This is a genomic window from uncultured Halorubrum sp., from assembly GCF_937146585.1.
In the GTDB taxonomy this organism is placed as follows: Archaea; Halobacteriota; Halobacteria; order Halobacteriales; family Haloferacaceae; genus Halorubrum; species Halorubrum miltondacostae.
Genome location: NZ_CAKZRO010000149.1, coordinates 1 through 12360, shown reverse-complemented (window position 1 = coordinate 12360; position 12360 = coordinate 1). Strand labels below are relative to the sequence as shown.

Genomic DNA, 12360 nt, shown 5'->3' with positions numbered 1-12360 from the left:
CGAGGAGCACGCGCGAGGGACGCGGTGAGCGCTCGGAGAGCGCGAACCGCGAGGCCGGGGAGGCGTGAGGCTGCGGGTGGGGTGCTGTGCGGGGTGGGGCTTCGGAAGTGTTCGCCGCAGAGGAGTCCGACACGTAGTTCCGAGCGACTGGGGCTTTGGTGGTGCTCGCTGTCGCTCCGTCAGCGACGATTCGCAGATAAGCGGCTGGAGCGCCGGAGGGACGAATTGCCGAAACGTCAGCGGTGACCGATTTTCAGTCGTCGGCGGGGGCCGGTGCGTCGCCCGCGGAGAGCCGCACGTCCGGGCCGTCGACGCCGAGTTCGTCGAGCGCGGACTGCGCGGCGCGCTTGCCGGAGACGAGCATGGCGCCGAACGTCGGCCCCATCCGCGGGAGGCCGTGGGCGGTCGCGACCGCCATCCCGGAAGCGATCAGGCCGTCGTGGACGACGCCGGTGTGCTCGACGACCGCGTCCTCGCTCTCGCCGACCCACATCGAGTCGTGGCCGGGCGAGTCGTGGCCGGGCGCGCCGTACTCGCCGTCGCCCGTCTGGTCCATGCCGGTGTTGTGCTCCTTCGCGTGCTCGATGCCGGGCGCGGAGAGGACGCCGCGCTCGTCGAGCTTGCTGATCGCGACCGCGTCGTGGCCGGTCGCGTCGATCACGAGGTCGGACTCGACCGCGATGGGGTCGACGCAGGTGATCTCGCGCGGGAGCGCGTGAACCGGAGTCCAGTTCATCACGATCCCCCCGACGCGGTGGTCCTCGCGGACGACGAGGTCGGTGAACTCGGTCATGTTCTGGACGCGCGCGCCGGCGTCGCAGGCCGCCTTGATCAGCCCGGAACAGGCCTCGGGCCCCGCGGCGGTGTAGAGCCCGTCCACGTCTTCGACCGGCTCGTAGTCCACGTCGAGGTCGTCGAGGATCTCCTGGGCGGGGTCCCTGACCGTCACGGTGTTCATCAGGAACCCGCCGAGCCAGAAGCCGCCGCCGAGGTAGTTGTTCTTCTCGACGATCATCACCTTCACGCCGCGCTCGGCCAGCTCCTTCGCGGCCATCAGCCCGGAGGGGCCGCCGCCGAGAATGATCACTTCCGACTCTGTGAAGTCGAGGAACCCGTCGGTCCACTCGTTCCCGATCGCTCGCGTCACGTCGGTCTCGCTCACGTCGCTGAAGCCGTCGAATCCGTCCATACAACTCAGTAGTATTACTTGGTAGTGAAATGCGTTGCGGTCGATACTCGGTTGTACGTCTCACTCGCGTCGGTGCTCCCTAGTTCGAACGCCGCCGAAGCCCCAGCCGCTCGGCCGTACGTGCTCGACCGGTGATCGACAGCGAACGCCGCCTCGCGGCTGCCCCTTCGAGTCCCACCCCGCACAGCCCCGTACCGCAGCCTCGCGCCTCCCCAGCCTCGCGGTTCGCGCTCTCCGAGCGCTCACCGCGTCCCTCGCGCGTGCTGACTCGCGACCGCCGGGGGCGGCCGCTCGCAGGCACGCGCCACTGCCGCGTTCGGGCGTCTTCTGTCCTCGGCGCCGGGCGCTCCGCCCGCCCGCAACTCGCAGCCTTTTTACCTGCGCTGGCGGTAGGAGTGGCTACTATGGCTGAGGACAAGGCTCGAAGCACCGGCAGCGCGGGCCGATTCGGCGCTCGCTACGGCCGGGTCTCCCGCAAGCGGGTCCAGGACATCGAAGAGGAGATGCGCAACGCGACCGTCGACGGCGACGACGTCAAGCGCGTGGGTACCGGTATCTGGGTCAACGAGGAGACCGGCGAGACGTTCACGGGCGGCGCGTACCGCCCCGAGACGCCCGGCGGTCGCACCGTCCGCCGCTCCATCCGCGCCGCGCTCGCCGACGAGGAATAGGACGATGAGCTACAAGTGCTCCCGCTGTAAGCGCGACGTCACCCTCGACGAGTACGGCGGCGTGCGCTGTCCGTACTGCGGCCACCGCGTCCTCCTGAAGGAGCGCGGCGGCGGCATCAAGGAAGTCGACGTCGAGTAACGTCGTCTCCCGGACCGTGACGGCGACGCGCGCACACGAGACGGTCCTTTCGTTCACCTACTCCTCCGAGCGACGCGCTCGGGTCGTGGCCGACGCGCTCGGACCGGAGGTCGGCGAGATCGACGACGCGCGCTCCGGCGCGACCGTCGACCGCGACGGCGAGGCGGTCCGCGTCCGCGTGTACGCCGACGACCTCGTGGCGCTGCGCGCCGGCGTCAACAGCTGGTCGCGGCTGGTCGCCGTCGCCGAGCGCGTCGGCGCGCGGCGGGATTGAGCGTCGGGCGGAGACGCCGATAACGGCCTTTTTCGGGGCGCTAGGCTCCGAATCGCTCCTCGTCGGAGAAGTCGGGGGTTTTTCCGTCCGGGCCGCCTCGGTCCGTCCATGCAAGGGAACATGCCGCCCGAGGCACAGGAGAAGATCGAGGAACTACAGGAGCTTCAGGAGACCGCACAGCAGGTCGCCGAGCAGAAGGAGCAGGCGCAGTCCGCGCTCAACGAGTCGAAGACCGCCCTCGACGCCCTCGAAGACGTCGACGAGGACGCGGGCATGTACCGAGAGATCGGCGAGGTCCTCGTCGAGACGGACTACGAGTCCGCCTACGACGACCTCGAGGACAAGGTCGACTCGCTCGAGGTCCGCGTCGAGCAGCTCACGAAGCAGGAGGAGCGCGTCGAAGAGCAGTTCGACGACCTCCAGAGCGAGCTCCAGCAGATGCTCCAGGGCGGCGCCGGCGGCGGCGGCCCGATGGGACCGGGCGGCCCGGGCGCTGGCGGCGCGTAAGGCCGTGACCGACGACGCCGACGCCGCCTCGGAGCCGAGCGACGACGAGGTCGTCCGCACCGCCGCCGAGGCGGCCGAGGGGATCGTCTTCAAACACTACGACCAGTCGGCCGTCACGGACCTCGACGTCACCGTCACCTTCGAGGACGGGGTCCTCGACGTCGACGTCTACCTCAACGCCCCCGCCGACGCCGAGCCCGACCGGGAGGCGGTCGCGCAGGATGCCGTCGAGACCGCCGGCGAGGCCGTCGACGAGCTGTTCGACGAGTAAGCGCTCGTTGGCTTTCTCAGTTTTTCCACTCGATCACCGGCGGGTCTCGCGGTTCCCGCGACTCCCTCAGGCCGACTCGCAGATCGCGACGAAGTTCTCGAAGACCTCCTCGCCGCGCTCCGTGTGCGCGACCTCCGGGTGCCACTGGACGCCGTACAGCCCCGCCTCCGGGTCGGCCATCGCCTCGATGCCGCAGACGTCGGAGGTGGCGGTGCGGGCGAATCCGTCGGGGAGTTCCGTCACCTCGTCGGCGTGGGACGCCCAGACGCGCGTCTCCGGCGCGAGCGAGCCGACGAGCGGGTCCTCGTCGTCGACGATCTCGACGTCGACGTCGGCGTAGCCGCCGTAGTCGCCCGCGCCGACCGCGCCGTCCAGCTCGCTCGCGATCAGCTGCATCCCGAGGCAGATCCCGAGGACGGGGAGGTCGCGGTCGAGGTAGTCCGGGGCGTTTCCGACGCGGTCCATGTCGGGGCCGCCCGAGAGGACGATCCCGTCGGCCTCGACCTCGTCGGCCGGCGTCTCGGCCGAGACGATCTCGGTGTCGACGCCGAGGTCGCGGAGCGCCCGCCGCTCGAGGTGCGTGAACTGGCCGTGGAGGTCGATGACGACGATCCGGGTCATGGCCCCGATTGACGACAGTCGCACAAAAACGGCTCGGAACGTGTCGCAGTATCGTGGTGGTTTCGGCAGCAGAGGTACCCGGATAATACACGAACGCGGATCGATTACAGGTCGAGCGGTCCTCGTTTCGTGAACTCGCGGAGCAGCACGGTCGCGTACGAGCCGCTCGGCAGCGCGAACGCGAACCGCGGGTCGCCGTCGGCGACCGAGGCGTCGAGGTCGGTCCGGAGGAGGATCGCCCGCCGGGTCCCCGCGGAGTCGAACTCGCCCGGGAGCGCGAAATCGCCCGGCTCGATCCCGGCGTCCGCGAGCACCTCGCGCTCTATCTCGCCGGGCTCGCCCTCGCCCAGCTCGGTCTCGGTGCCCACGAGCGGCGCGGTGACGAACGCCCGTCCCCGCTCGCAGTGCCTGGCGACCACGTCGACCCGGTCGGCGTCGACCCGCTGGAGCCGGTCGGTGTCCGGGGCGTACAGCTCTCCGGGCGCGTCCCCGTCGGCGAAACACGCCACGTCGCCGGCGACGGGGCGGTCGAACGGGAGCCCGCGGCGCAGCCGCTCGCTGACGATCCGGTTGAACAGGAACGACTGCGCGGCGTTGACGAACAGCCGCTGGAGGTTCGACGGGACGGCTTCCAGCGCGTGCCACCAGTCCTCGTCGTCGGGCGGCGCGGCGGGGTCGACGCCGCGGTCGGCGAGCCGGTGGACCATCGACCGCTCGAACCGGAGCTTCCCGGGGATCGCGTCGAGGCACGCGGCCCACTCGCCGTCGCCCGTGCCGTCGGCGGCGGGACCGTCGACGACGTCGGAACCGTCGTTGCCGGCCTCCGAACCGTCGCCCACGCCGAAGGCGGCGTCGACGCGGTCGCGGGCGGCGCGGGTGTCGTCCGGCTCCGTCTCGGCCGGGTTCCCCGCGTACAGCCGGACCGCCTCGCGGGGGTCCTCGCGGGCGATCGCGAGGCCGACGACGTGGGTGACGGGACGCCGGCTCCCGAAGCGCTGCTGGCCGAAGTAGTTCGGGACCCCGACGGTCGCATCGATCGAGGGCTCGTCCCCGTCGGCGGCGGAATCCGCCGCGCCGCCCGCGAACGCCCGGAGGTCCCGCACCGTCTCGGCGACGCGCTCCGGGGCCTCCGCGACCGCGTCCGCGACCCGGATCTCGAAGGCGTTGCCGGCGAGGTCGCCGAACGAGAGGCTCCGCCCCGCCCGGCCGAGCGCCTCGATCTCAGCGCCGCGGATCTCGGGGAGCGCGTCGGCGTCGACCCCGCGGACGGTGAACAGCTGCGTGGTGACGGCGCGCTTGTCCTTCGTCCCCGCCCACGAGACGCGCTCGCGACTGATCCCGAGGGCGTCCGAGAGCCGGCGCGTGAAGTCGTTCGTGTCCCAGTCGCGGAGCGTCGCACGCAGGACGAGCTCGGGGTAGCTCCCCGTCTCGGCGTCCAGCGGCTCGGCGTCGAACGCCTCCAGCTCGCGGACCCGGAAGTCCTCCGGCGACTCGCGGAGCCGCCCGCCGATCCCGTCGGCGTCGCTGACGTAGTGGTCGATCCCGACGGCCCGCTCGGTCGGGTGCGCCTCGCGGAGGGTGCGTTCGGGGGCCATTCAGTACAGCGAGAGGTCGCCGGTCACGCGGTCGACGCTGTCGTCGCGGGCGGGGCCGACCGCGAGCGCGGTGACGGTGCCGGGCTCCAGCTGGGTGTGTCCGGCGTCGCGGACGATGGCGTACGGCAGCCCCTCCGTGTCCGCCTTGTCAGCTAGCTTGAACAGCTGACTCTCGGAGTCGCCCTTGAGGACGACCTTCTTCTGGCCCTCACCCTGCCACTTCTTCCGCGCCCGCTCGCTCGCGTCCTGGTACGCCGACAGCGACGCGTGCGCGACCTGCGCGGCGAGTTTCCCCTCGCCCATCCCGATGTCCGTCCGCGCGACGATCGCCTGCTTCATACGGTCTCCACCCCCGCCGCGGGTTTAGCGCTTGTCTCTCGGCGCCCGGAGCCGCGGCTGGCGGGCGCGGGGCGATGCGAAAGAAAGCCGCCGGAGTCGGACCGCGCCGTCAGTCGTCGGCCGGTGTCGCGCCGCCGCGGGCGGCCGACCCGAGGCCGGACGCCATGTCGGCGACCGTGCGCTCGTTCTCGACGACCCAGCGGAGCAGGAGGAACGCGAAGAGGTACTTCGCGATGATGTCCATCCCGCTGTACGCCCAAGAGGTGATCGCGATGTCGAGGACCGCGAGCCCCTCGGCCCCGAGTGCCCAGAAGATCGGGTAGCCCAGCCAGAGGACGACGGTGAGTACTTTCAGGGTGTTGAAGATGTCCGCCGTGCCGGCGACCTCCGCGTCCCGCGCCCACTCGGCGAGCAGGATGTAGAGGACCACCACGAAGAACGCGCAGCTGATGGCGAACCAGACCCACCGGAGCAGGAGGGAGGACGTGGTCAGCGCGGCCGCGAGGCCGGTGATACACATCCCGACGTCGGCCACCACGGCGGTGAACAGCTTGCTCAGGTTCGACCCGGCCAGCAGGCCGAGCGCGACGAGGATCATCGGCGTCGAGAACGCCCACGTGAGGTAGCGTCCCCACGGCGTGAACACGCCTCCCTCGGGTCCGGCACCGGCGCCGGCGAGCGCGTGGCCGGCCGGCATCTCGAGGAAGCTGACCGTCAGTCCGGAGACGAGCCCGGTGTAGCTGGAGATGGACACCAGCGGTACCATCAGCGTCGCGACGAAGATCAGCTGCGCTCGGGGGTCCTCCACGTTCCGCCCCATGTAGACGAACAGGAGGATCGACAGGCCGGCGAGGGCGATGTTCACCCAGAGCGACGCACTCAGGAGGGTGTTGTCCTGAATGAACTGGAAGATCTCCGTCTGGGTCATTTCGAGCGGGACCATTCCGCTTGCGAGTAAGTCGGCCGCTGCTGTTTCGATCATGCGTCGGTAACGATCACGTGGCGTGTTTATTAAATGTGCTAACCTGACTGGTAAGGCTTTCTAACCGATTTCGATATACTGGGCGACTTTTTGAAAACTTTCTCACTCTGGCGGACAAGAGTGGACGAGTGTCGCACCCCGGCGGGTCTCACCGACCGACCAGCGGCAGCCGGTCGAACGGCCCTCCGCCGACGTCCGCCTCGACGGCGGCCGCGCAGTGCTCTCCGCCGAGCAGGCACATCGGCACGCCGATCCCCGGGTTGCTGCTCCCCCCAACGTAGTAGAGGCGATCGGTTCCCCGGACGCGCGGTCCGGGACGGAGCGGCCCGGTCTGTCGCATCGTGTGCGCGAGCCCGAGCGCGCTCCCGCCGGGCTGGTCGAACCGGTCCGCGAACTCCGAGACGCACGCCGACTCCTCGGCCACGATCCGGTCCCGGAGGTCGACGCCGGTCCGCGACGCCACCGCGTCGAGGACCCGCTCCCTGAGCGCCTCGCGTCGGTCCGGCGTGTCCTCGAGCCCCGGCGCGAGCGGTACCAGCGTGACGACCGCCTCGTGGCCGTCGGGCGCGACCGACGGGTCGGTCCGAGACGGGACGTTGACGTACACGACCGGCTCGATCTCCCCCGTCGGCCACGCCGGGTCGTCGAATATCGCCGCGAAGTGCGGGTCCCAGTCCGTCGGCAGCGCGAGCGTGTGGTGTTCTAACCCCGGCAGCTCTCCCTCGACGCCGAGGTACAGCAGGTGCGCCGAGGGGCCGTACGTCCGCCGGTCCCAGTAGTCGCCGAGCCGCGACACGGTCCCGTCGGGGAGCAGTTCTCGCTCGACGTGCGCGGGCGGCGCGTTACAGACGACCCGGTCGTGGACGTAGCGGTCGCCACCGAGCTCCGCCGCGACGCCGCCCTCGATCGGTTCCAGGCCCGTCACCTCGACGCCCGTGTGAACGTCCGCGCCGGCGTCGCGGGCGACCGTCTCGACCGCCTCGACCACCTCGTACATCCCGCCCATGGGGTAGTAGACGCCGAGCCCGTAGTCGACGTGGCTCATCAGCTGGTACAGCGCCGGCGTGTTGTGCGGCGACCCGCCGAGGAACACCAGCGTGTACTCTAAGAGCTGCCTGAGCTTCGGGTGGTCGACGTACGACCGCACCGTCTCGTCGAGGCTGGAGAGCAGGTCGAGCTTCCGCCCCCCGGCGACCACGTCCAGCGAGAGGTAGTCGCGGAACCGCGATCGACCGGGGAGGACGAACCGCTCCATCCCGGCGTCGTACGCCCGCTCGGCGTCGTCGAGGTACTCGCGGAACGCCGCCCCCGCGCCCGGCTCGTACGACTCGAACAGGTCCGCCGCCGCGTCCGGGTCCGCGGGCACGTCGGCGCTGTCGCCGTCGTCCCAGAACACGCGGTAGTGCGGGTCGAGCCGCGTCAGCTCGTAGAACTCGTCCGCGGACCGCCCGAAGTCCTCGAAGAACCGGTCGAACAGGCCCGGAAGGAGGTACCACGACGGGCCGGTGTCGAACCGGAACCCGTCGAGTTCGAGCCGGCCGGCGACCCCCCCGACCCGCTCGGCCCGCTCGTACACCGTCACCTCCGCCCCGGCGGCCGCGAGGTAGGCGGCCGCCGAGAGCCCGCCGATGCCGGCCCCGACGACCCCTACTGACTGCTCGCGGAGCGACTCGTCGCTCATGGTCCCAGTACGGGCTCGCGCCCTGTGAGTCGTTGCCAACTCTCGACGGGACTTTATGAGGACGGCGGCGGCGCCGCCGCGTGACGTACTCGTTCGGCTCGCTTTTTTTCCGGCTTCAACCGAATAGATCGACGTATGGGACGGCGGTCGCGATCGTCTGAGTGTAGCTCCGCCGAGCGCCTCGGGGCCGGGTCGACCGGCGCGGTCGACGCCGAGGAGGGGGGCCGCTCGGCCGCGGGCGAGGCCGGCGCGGTCGACGCCGGCAGCGCCGGCGGAGCCGCGGACATCGACGCGCATCGAAACGGCTCGGACGCGCCGCGCTCCGGGGACCGGCCCGGCGACGCCGGCGTCCGCGTCGAGATCGTGGTCCGCGACCCGACGCCCGCGCCGGTCGCGGAGTCGCTGCCGCCGGGCGCGGTCGCCGAGGACGTCGACCGCGTCCGGGTCGACGGCGCGGTCGTCTCGCAGTTCCGCGCGGACCGCGCGGTCGACGCCGAACTCGTCTTCGACGGGGGCGACGAGTTCGTCTACCGGTGTCGGAGCCCGCCGGCGGGACCGTTCCCGTCGGACGCCGTCGAGTCGCTCGGCTACCCGGTCTCGTCGGTCACGGTCCGGACGGCGCCGAACCGAGTCCGGCTCGGACTGTCGCTGCCGGTGGCGGACCCGCTCGGCGACGTGATCGACGCGCTGGAGGCGACCGGGGGCTCGGTCCGGCTCGAACGGCTCACGAGCTCCGGCGGCGCCGACACCCGGTCCGACCCGGTCGTCGTCGACCGCGGGCGGCTCACCGAGCGCCAGCGCGAGGTCGTCCGGACCGCCCAGCGGCTCGGCTACTTCGAACACCCCCGCGGGGCGAGCGCGACGGAGGTCGCCGACGCCATCGGCATCGCCCGCGCCACCTTCTCGGAACACCTCGCGGCCGCGCAGCGCCGCGTCTTCGAGGACCTCGTCGGCGGGTAATCCGTTCTCAGGCGCCGGGGGCGACCGCGGTATTGAAACCGCTCTGGCCCCGAGGACGGGTATGTACCGGAGACGGTTCCTTCGACGGGCCGGCGCCGCCGGGAGCGCCGCGACCGCGGCCGCGCTCGCCGGCTGCGCGGGCGTCGGCGGCGAGCCCGACTTCGACGTCGGGATGCTCGCCTCCGCCTACCAGCCCCGGGAGATCACGGTCGCTGTCGGCGACACCGTGGTCTGGGAGAACACGAGCGCGCGGTCCCACACCGTCACCGCGACGGCGGGCGGGATCCCGGAGGGCGCGGAGTTCTTCGCCTCCGGCGGCTTCGACGACTACGAGACCGCCGAGGCGGCGTGGCAGTCCGACTTCGGCGGTATCCTGGAGAACGGCGACCGATTCGAACACACCTTCACGGTTCCCGGTGCCCACGAGTACGTCTGTATCCCGCACCGCGAGGGCGGCATGTACGGAACCGTCGTCGTCGAGGAGTGAGCCGTGTCCCCGTGCGACGCCCGCCGAAACCGGTTCCCGCCCGCCCGCCGAACGGGGGGTGACTGACGCGTGGACCTCTCGCTGCTCCTCGGGACCGACGTCCTGCTGTTCGTCGCGATCGGGCTGCTCGGTGGCGCCCACTGTATCGGGATGTGCGGGCCGCTCGTCACGGTGTACGCGAGCCGGATGGACCCGGACGCCGGGCGGACCGACGGCGGCGGGTCGGGGACCGCGAGCGCCGCGGGCGCGGCGACCGGCCGCGAGGGGCACCTCACCACCTACGAGGTCCGCCAGCACGCGCTGTTCAACCTCGGGCGCGCGGCGAGCTACGCGACGATCGGGACCCTTCTCGGCGCGCTCGGCGGCGCGGTGTTCGTCACCACCGCGACCCTCACCGGCGCCGCCGAGACCGTCCGCGGCGGGGTCGGCCTCCTCGTCGGCGCGGCCGTCATCGTCGTCGGCGTCCGCTACCTCCTCGGCGGCGCGACCGGCGGGGTCCACCTCCCCGGGCTCGAACGCGTCACCGGCTGGCTCACGGGGTACGTCGACCGGCTCGCGAACGGCCCGGGGATCGTCGCGCTCGGCGCGGTCCACGGACTGTTACCCTGCCCGATCCTCTACCCGGCGTACCTCTACGCGTTCGCCAGCGGCTCGGCGACCGCGGGCGGCGTCGCGCTCGGCGCGCTCGGGCTCGGGACGATCCCGGCCGTTTTCGCCTACGGGACGCTGATCGAGAGCGTCGACCCCGTCCACCGCCGCCGGGTCCACCGGCTGCTCGGCGTCGCGTTCGTCGCGCTCGGCTACGTGCTGTTCGCGCACGGGCTGATGTCCGTCGGGATCCACGTGCCGCACCCGCGCCTGCCGTTCTGGAACCCGCTCGGCGCCGGCATGGGGGGGATGTGAGATGAGCGGGACCGCCAGGTCACCGGACGCGGGCGACGACCCCGCGGCGTGTACCCTCTGCGAGCTGCCGACCGAGGGCGTCGACGTCACCGACGGCGACGGGAACCGCTTCTGCTGTACCGGCTGCCGCGACGTGTACGGCGCGCTCGGCGACGTCGGCGTCGACGCGGACGCGGTCCGCGAGCGCCGGCGGGAGCGCGGCGACGACGGCGCGGGCGAGCCGGACGCTCCCGACGGCGAGCGCGACGTCCCCGACGGCCACGAGGCGACGTTCCTGGAGGTCGACGGGATGCACTGCGCGACCTGCGAGGCGTTCATCGAGACGGTGGCGACCGACGCCGACGGCGTCAGCGGCGCGAGCGCGAGCTACGTCACCGACACGGTGCGCATCGACCACGACCCGGACGCGGTCACCATCGACGACCTCACGGAGACGGTGAGCGGTCTCGGGTACAGCGCGTACGACCGCGAGGACGCCTTCTCCCGCCGCCAGGCGAACAACATGGCGACGGCGCGGCTCGCGGCGGGCGTCCTCGTCGGGATGGCCGTCATGCTCCAGTACATCGTCCTCATCTACCCGACGTACTTCGCGTTCCCCTTCTACGACGAGCGGACCCTCACGTACCTCAACGAGGCGATGGCCTCGACGTCGGGGACGTACTTCTTCATCGTCATCGGCGTCCTGACCACCATCGTCCTCTTCTTCACCGGGAAGCCGATCCTCCGGGGCGCGTACGTCAGCGCGAAGACGCGCTCGCCGAACATGGACCTCCTCGTCGCCATCGCGGCGGTGAGCGCTTACCTCTACAGCACGCTCGCCGTGATATTCGTCGAGTCCCCTTCGATCTACTACGACGTGACCGTCGCCATCGTCGTCATCGTCACCGTCGGCAACCACTACGAGGACTCGGTGAAGACGCGCGCGACGGAGCTGCTCTCCGAGGTCACCGCGGTCCAGGTCGACGACGCGCGGCGGCTGACCGCGGACGGCGAGACGGAGTCGGTCTCGGTCGATGCGCTCGAATCCGACGACCGGCTCCTCGTGCGCGCCGGCGAGCGGATCCCGGTCGACGGCGAGGCGGTCGACGGCGACGCCGCGGTCGACGAGTCGGTCGTCACCGGCGAGTCGCTGCCGGTCCGGAAGGTCGCGGGCGACGCGGTCGTCGGCGGCTCCGTCGTCGCGGACGGCTCGCTCACGGTCGCCGTCGGTCCGGACGCGACCTCCAGCCTCGACCGCGTCGCGGAGCTCGTCTACGACCTCCAGAGCGGGAACCACGGCGTCCAGAAGCTCGCCGACCGGCTCGCGACCGTGTTCGTCCCCGCGGTCCTCGTCATCGCCGCCGTCGCCGCCGGGGCGTCGCTCGCGCTCGGCGGGACCCCCACCGACGCGATGCTCGTCGGGCTGACGGTGCTGATCGTCTCCTGTCCGTGCGCGCTCGGGTTGGCGACGCCGCTCGCGGTCGCCGCCGGGATCCGCGACGCCTTGGAGCGCAACATCGTCGTGTTCGACGACACCGTCTTCGAGCGGATCCGCGACGCGGACACCGTCGTCTTCGACAAGACCGGGACGCTGACGACCGGCGAGATGCGGCTGACCGCCCGCGAGGTCGACGACGACCTCCTCCGGCTCGCGGCCGCCCTTGAGTCGCGGTCCGCCCACCCGGTCGGGCAGGCCATCGCGGCGGCGCGGGCCGACCCCGACGACGCGGCCGCCGGTCCCGGCGGGGCGACCGACGACGGC

15 protein-coding genes are annotated in these 12360 nt (G+C 71.7%); 9 read left to right on the top strand and 6 right to left on the bottom strand.

The features are described 5' to 3' along the window. Positions 1 to 253: 253 nt before the first annotated feature. On the bottom strand, positions 254 to 1189 hold the full coding sequence (locus Q0116_RS12655; RefSeq protein ID WP_297888945.1) for a sulfide-dependent adenosine diphosphate thiazole synthase: 936 nt from the start codon (positions 1187 to 1189) through the stop codon (positions 254 to 256). 404 nt (positions 1190 to 1593) lie between these two features. Here Q0116_RS12655 and Q0116_RS12650 point away from each other — a divergent pair, with 404 nt between their 5' ends. From Q0116_RS12650 to Q0116_RS12630, 5 genes are all read left to right on the top strand, one after another. Then, positions 1594 to 1860 (top strand): 50S ribosomal protein L37ae, encoded by a 267-nt coding sequence (locus Q0116_RS12650; RefSeq protein ID WP_006114269.1) that lies wholly within the window; start codon positions 1594 to 1596, stop codon positions 1858 to 1860. Between the two features lie 4 nt (positions 1861 to 1864). After that, positions 1865 to 1999, top strand: a complete 135-nt coding sequence (locus Q0116_RS12645) for a DNA-directed RNA polymerase subunit P (protein ID WP_006114270.1) — start codon at positions 1865 to 1867, stop codon at positions 1997 to 1999. A gap of 16 nt (positions 2000 to 2015) precedes the next feature. Then, positions 2016 to 2273: a KEOPS complex subunit Pcc1 gene (locus Q0116_RS12640; protein WP_297888937.1), complete on the top strand. Its 258-nt coding sequence runs from the start codon at positions 2016 to 2018 to the stop codon at positions 2271 to 2273. 120 nt (positions 2274 to 2393) lie between these two features. After that, a complete protein-coding gene (locus tag Q0116_RS12635; protein ID WP_008440520.1) occupies positions 2394 to 2780 on the top strand; it encodes a prefoldin subunit beta in 387 nt (128 codons plus the stop codon). A gap of 4 nt (positions 2781 to 2784) precedes the next feature. Next, positions 2785 to 3051, top strand: coding sequence for a DUF3194 domain-containing protein (locus Q0116_RS12630; RefSeq protein WP_297888934.1), 267 nt, complete (start codon positions 2785 to 2787; stop codon positions 3049 to 3051). 66 nt (positions 3052 to 3117) lie between these two features. Here Q0116_RS12630 and Q0116_RS12625 read toward each other — a convergent pair whose 3' ends face one another. The 5 genes from Q0116_RS12625 to crtI all read right to left on the bottom strand — a co-directional run bounded on the left by Q0116_RS12625 (position 3118) and on the right by crtI (position 8269). Continuing rightward, the gene (locus tag Q0116_RS12625) at positions 3118 to 3672 is read right to left on the bottom strand and encodes a GMP synthase subunit A (protein WP_297888931.1); all 555 of its coding nucleotides are present in this window, start codon (positions 3670 to 3672) and stop codon (positions 3118 to 3120) included. A 104-nt stretch (positions 3673 to 3776) separates the two neighbouring features. Beyond that, on the bottom strand, positions 3777 to 5267 hold the full coding sequence (gene truD, locus Q0116_RS12620) for a tRNA pseudouridine(13) synthase TruD (protein ID WP_297888928.1): 1491 nt from the start codon (positions 5265 to 5267) through the stop codon (positions 3777 to 3779). After that, positions 5268 to 5606: a peptidyl-tRNA hydrolase Pth2 gene (gene pth2, locus Q0116_RS12615; protein ID WP_297888925.1), complete on the bottom strand. Its 339-nt coding sequence runs from the start codon at positions 5604 to 5606 to the stop codon at positions 5268 to 5270. A 109-nt stretch (positions 5607 to 5715) separates the two neighbouring features. Beyond that, positions 5716 to 6534 carry a bacteriorhodopsin gene (locus tag Q0116_RS12610; protein WP_297888948.1) on the bottom strand — a complete coding sequence of 273 codons (819 nt, stop codon included), beginning with the start codon at positions 6532 to 6534 and terminating at the stop codon, positions 5716 to 5718. A 202-nt stretch (positions 6535 to 6736) separates the two neighbouring features. Further along, positions 6737 to 8269 (bottom strand): NAD(P)/FAD-dependent oxidoreductase, encoded by a 1533-nt coding sequence (gene crtI / locus Q0116_RS12605; protein WP_297888922.1) that lies wholly within the window; start codon positions 8267 to 8269, stop codon positions 6737 to 6739. A 135-nt stretch (positions 8270 to 8404) separates the two neighbouring features. Here crtI and Q0116_RS12600 point away from each other — a divergent pair, with 135 nt between their 5' ends. From Q0116_RS12600 to Q0116_RS12585, 4 genes are all read left to right on the top strand, one after another. Beyond that, positions 8405 to 9229 (top strand): helix-turn-helix domain-containing protein, encoded by an 825-nt coding sequence (locus tag Q0116_RS12600; protein WP_297888919.1) that lies wholly within the window; start codon positions 8405 to 8407, stop codon positions 9227 to 9229. A gap of 61 nt (positions 9230 to 9290) precedes the next feature. After that, the gene (locus tag Q0116_RS12595) at positions 9291 to 9716 is read left to right on the top strand and encodes a plastocyanin/azurin family copper-binding protein (protein WP_297888917.1); all 426 of its coding nucleotides are present in this window, start codon (positions 9291 to 9293) and stop codon (positions 9714 to 9716) included. A 69-nt stretch (positions 9717 to 9785) separates the two neighbouring features. After that, the gene (locus Q0116_RS12590) at positions 9786 to 10619 is read left to right on the top strand and encodes a sulfite exporter TauE/SafE family protein (protein ID WP_297888913.1); all 834 of its coding nucleotides are present in this window, start codon (positions 9786 to 9788) and stop codon (positions 10617 to 10619) included. 1 nt (position 10620) lies between these two features. Continuing rightward, positions 10621 to 12360 (top strand): cation-translocating P-type ATPase (locus Q0116_RS12585; RefSeq protein WP_297888910.1); only part of this gene is annotated, 1740 nt, incomplete at its 3' end.

Coding starts and splice junctions, on each gene's coding strand:
- Q0116_RS12645 (WP_006114270.1), top strand. CDS start 1,865: ATGAGCTACAAGTGCTCCCGCTGTAAGCGCGACGTCACCCTCGACGAG.
- crtI (WP_297888922.1), bottom strand. CDS start 8,269: ATGAGCGACGAGTCGCTCCGCGAGCAGTCAGTAGGGGTCGTCGGGGCC.
- pth2 (WP_297888925.1), bottom strand. CDS start 5,606: ATGAAGCAGGCGATCGTCGCGCGGACGGACATCGGGATGGGCGAGGGG.
- Q0116_RS12600 (WP_297888919.1), top strand. CDS start 8,405: ATGGGACGGCGGTCGCGATCGTCTGAGTGTAGCTCCGCCGAGCGCCTC.
- Q0116_RS12655 (WP_297888945.1), bottom strand. CDS start 1,189: ATGGACGGATTCGACGGCTTCAGCGACGTGAGCGAGACCGACGTGACG.
- Q0116_RS12635 (WP_008440520.1), top strand. CDS start 2,394: ATGCCGCCCGAGGCACAGGAGAAGATCGAGGAACTACAGGAGCTTCAG.
- Q0116_RS12650 (WP_006114269.1), top strand. CDS start 1,594: ATGGCTGAGGACAAGGCTCGAAGCACCGGCAGCGCGGGCCGATTCGGC.
- Q0116_RS12625 (WP_297888931.1), bottom strand. CDS start 3,672: ATGACCCGGATCGTCGTCATCGACCTCCACGGCCAGTTCACGCACCTC.
- truD (WP_297888928.1), bottom strand. CDS start 5,267: ATGGCCCCCGAACGCACCCTCCGCGAGGCGCACCCGACCGAGCGGGCC.
- Q0116_RS12610 (WP_297888948.1), bottom strand. CDS start 6,534: ATGACCCAGACGGAGATCTTCCAGTTCATTCAGGACAACACCCTCCTG.
- Q0116_RS12595 (WP_297888917.1), top strand. CDS start 9,291: ATGTACCGGAGACGGTTCCTTCGACGGGCCGGCGCCGCCGGGAGCGCC.